This is a genomic window from Paraburkholderia acidipaludis NBRC 101816, assembly GCF_000684975.1.
In the GTDB taxonomy this organism is placed as follows: Bacteria; Pseudomonadota; Gammaproteobacteria; order Burkholderiales; family Burkholderiaceae; genus Paraburkholderia; species Paraburkholderia acidipaludis.
Genome location: NZ_BAXZ01000048.1, coordinates 1 through 2,867, shown reverse-complemented (window position 1 = coordinate 2,867; position 2,867 = coordinate 1). Strand labels below are relative to the sequence as shown.

Annotated in this window: 3 protein-coding genes and 1 pseudogene; all 4 read right to left on the bottom strand. The window is 64.6% G+C overall.

Annotated elements, in window-relative coordinates; genetic code table 11:
• On the bottom strand, positions 1-267 hold a 267-nt coding region (locus BAC01S_RS29700; RefSeq protein WP_027798007.1), incomplete at its 3' end, for a 2Fe-2S iron-sulfur cluster-binding protein.
• Between the two features lie 29 nt (positions 268-296).
• Positions 297-2,072, bottom strand: a pseudogene (gene sdhA / locus BAC01S_RS33145) (succinate dehydrogenase flavoprotein subunit).
• A gap of 4 nt (positions 2,073-2,076) precedes the next feature.
• A complete protein-coding gene (gene sdhD / locus BAC01S_RS29690; RefSeq protein WP_027798006.1) occupies positions 2,077-2,445 on the bottom strand; it encodes a succinate dehydrogenase, hydrophobic membrane anchor protein in 369 nt (122 codons plus the stop codon).
• Between the two features lie 3 nt (positions 2,446-2,448).
• Positions 2,449-2,865 carry a succinate dehydrogenase, cytochrome b556 subunit gene (gene sdhC, locus BAC01S_RS29685; RefSeq protein WP_027798005.1) on the bottom strand — a complete coding sequence of 139 codons (417 nt, stop codon included), beginning with the start codon at positions 2,863-2,865 and terminating at the stop codon, positions 2,449-2,451.
• Between the last annotated feature and the right edge of the window lie 2 nt (positions 2,866-2,867).

The following is a 2,867-nucleotide window of genomic DNA, read 5'->3' as shown; positions in this document are numbered from 1 at the left end:
CGGACGCAGCACGATCTTCTGCGGCAGCTCGTTCAGGTTCGTCAGGCACGCCAGACCGTTCTTGCCGTTGATGTTCATCGCGTCCGAGCCGCACACGCCCTCGCGGCACGAGCGGCGGAACGACAGCGTCTCGTCCAGCTCCTTGAGCTTGACCAGCGCGTCGAGCAGCATGCGCTCGTGCGTGATTTCCAGCTCGTAGGTCTGCATGCGCGGCGCCGCGTCCTGGTCCGGATCGTAGCGGTAGACTTCAAAAATTCGCTTGGCCATTTACCGATTCCTTTTGACTGGCTCTTGCCTTAGAACGTACGCGCCTTGGGCGGCACAGACTCGACGGTCAGCGGTTGCATGTGAACCGGCTTGTAATCGAGCCGGTCGCCTTCGCTGAACCACAGCGTATGGCGCAGCCAGTTCTCGTCGTCGCGGTGTTCGTAGTCGCTCTGCGCGTGCGCACCGCGGCTTTCCTTGCGCGCCTCGGCCGAGACCATCGTTGCGCGCGCAACCTCGATCAGGTTCGCCACTTCGAGCGCTTCCACGCGCGCCGTGTTGAACACCTTCGACTTGTCCTTCAGGTGGATGTGCTTCGCGCGCTCCGCAATCTGCGCGATGTCCTTCACGCCTTCTTCCAGCAGCGCCGAGGTGCGGAACACGCCCGCGTGCTTCTGCATCGAGCCGCGGATATCGTTCGCCACGCTCTACGCGTACTCGCCCGAGCTCGAATTGTCGAGCACGGCCAGACGCGCCAGCGAGAACTCGCCCGCATCCGCCGGCAGCGGCTTGTGATCGCGCTGCTCCTTCACGTGCCTGACGATATGGTTGCCCGCCGCGCGGCCGAACACCACCAGGTCGAGCAGCGAGTTCGTGCCCAGGCGGTTCGCGCCGTGCACCGAAACGCACGAGCATTCGCCCACCGCGTAGAAGCCGTTGATGGGGTCTTCGTGACCCTTCGCGGTGCCCACCACCTGGCCGTGGATGTTCGTCGGAATGCCGCCCATCTGGTAGTGGATGGTCGGCACGACCGGGATCGGCTCCCTGATGCAGTCCACGTTCGCGAACTTCAGCGCGATCTCGCGGATTGACGGCAGACGCTTCATGATCGTCTCGGCGCCGATGTGCGAGAGGTCCAGCAGCACGTGATCCTTGTGCGGACCCACGCCACGGCCTTCCTTGATTTCCTGGTCCATCGAGCGCGAGACGAAGTCGCGCGGCGCGAGATCCTTCAGCGTCGGCGCGTAGCGCTCCATGAAGCGCTCGCCGTTGGCGTTGCGCAGGATGCCGCCTTCGCCGCGCACGCCTTCGGTGATCAGCACGCCCGCGCCGGCCACGCCGGTCGGGTGGAACTGCCAGAACTCCATGTCCTGCAGCGCGATGCCCGAGCGCGCCGCCATGCCGAGGCCGTCGCCGGTGTTGATGAACGCATTGGTCGAGGCCGCGAAGATCCGGCCCGCGCCGCCCGTGGCGAACAGGGTGGTCTTGCCTTCGAGGATGTAGATGTCGCCCGTTTCCATTTCCAGCGCGGTCACGCCCAGCACGTCGCCTTCGGCGTCGCGGATCAGATCGAGCGCCATCCATTCGACGAAGAACGTGGTCTTCGCCGCGACGTTCTGCTGGTACAGCGTGTGCAAGAGCGCGTGGCCGGTCCGGTCAGCCGCCGCGCAGGCGCGCTGCACCGGCTTCTCGCCGTAGTTGGCCGTGTGGCCGCCGAACGGGCGCTGGTAGATCGTGCCGTCCGCGTTGCGGTCGAACGGCATGCCCATGTGCTCCAGTTCGTAGACGGCGTTCGGCGCTTCGCGGCACATGAACTCGATCGCGTCCTGGTCGCCGAGCCAGTCGGAGCCCTTGATCGTGTCGTAGAAGTGGTAGTGCCAGTTGTCTTCGCTCATGTTGCCGAGCGAGGCGCCGATGCCGCCCTGGGCAGCAACGGTGTGCGAGCGCGTGGGGAACACCTTCGAGAGCACGCAGACCGAGAGGCCCGCGCGCGCGAGTTGCAGCGAGGCGCGCATCCCCGAGCCGCCCGCGCCGACGATCACCACGTCGAACTTGCGACGCGGCAGGGAGTTCTTGATTGCAGCCATTCTTTTACACTCTCCAGAGAATCTGAGCGGCGTAGCCGAGGCTGCCCAGCAGCCAGGCGATCGTCAGCACGTCCAGCACGATGCGCAGGCCGACCGGCTTGATGTAGTCCATCCAGATGTCACGCACGCCCACCCAGGCGTGATAGAACAGCGCGAGCAGCGTGACGAAGGTGGCGAGCTTCATCCACTGTGCGGAGAAGATCGAGGCCCAGCCGTCGTACGAAAAGTCGTGCGCGCCGAAGAAGAGCGCGAGCAGCACGACGGTGTAGATGGCCATGATGACGGCGGTGGCGCGCTGGGCGATCCAGTCGCGCAGGCCGTAGTGAGCGCCGACGACAAGGCGCTTCGGACCGATTCCGTTTTTGGCAGACATGTTTCAGAAGGCTCCGAAGAGTTTGGCGGCGAAGGCGATCGTGAGGACCGAGGAGACGATCACGACGACGAGGGAAGTCGACTTCGCTTTCTGCTTGCTGGCCAGATCATGGCTGAAGTCCATGAACAGGTGCCGCACGCCGGCGCAGAAGTGGAACAGGAAGGCCCAGCCGAGCACCAGCACGACGAGCTTGACGATGATGCTGGAGAGGAAAGCCTGGAAGACCTGAAAGCTCAGCTCGGAGGTGAGGCTCTGGTCGAACAGGTACAGCAGGAAGGGCAGGAAGACGAACAACAAGGCCCCGCTCACGCGGTGGCCGATCGATACGCGGCCGGCCAGCGGCAGGCGGTATGCGAACAAGATCTGCCCAAGCCCGATGTTCCGGTATTCCGGCCTCGGTTTTTTTGCGGCTTCTGCCATGC

Coding starts and splice junctions, on each gene's coding strand:
- sdhD (WP_027798006.1), bottom strand. CDS start 2,445: ATGTCTGCCAAAAACGGAATCGGTCCGAAGCGCCTTGTCGTCGGCGCT.
- sdhC (WP_027798005.1), bottom strand. CDS start 2,865: ATGGCAGAAGCCGCAAAAAAACCGAGGCCGGAATACCGGAACATCGGG.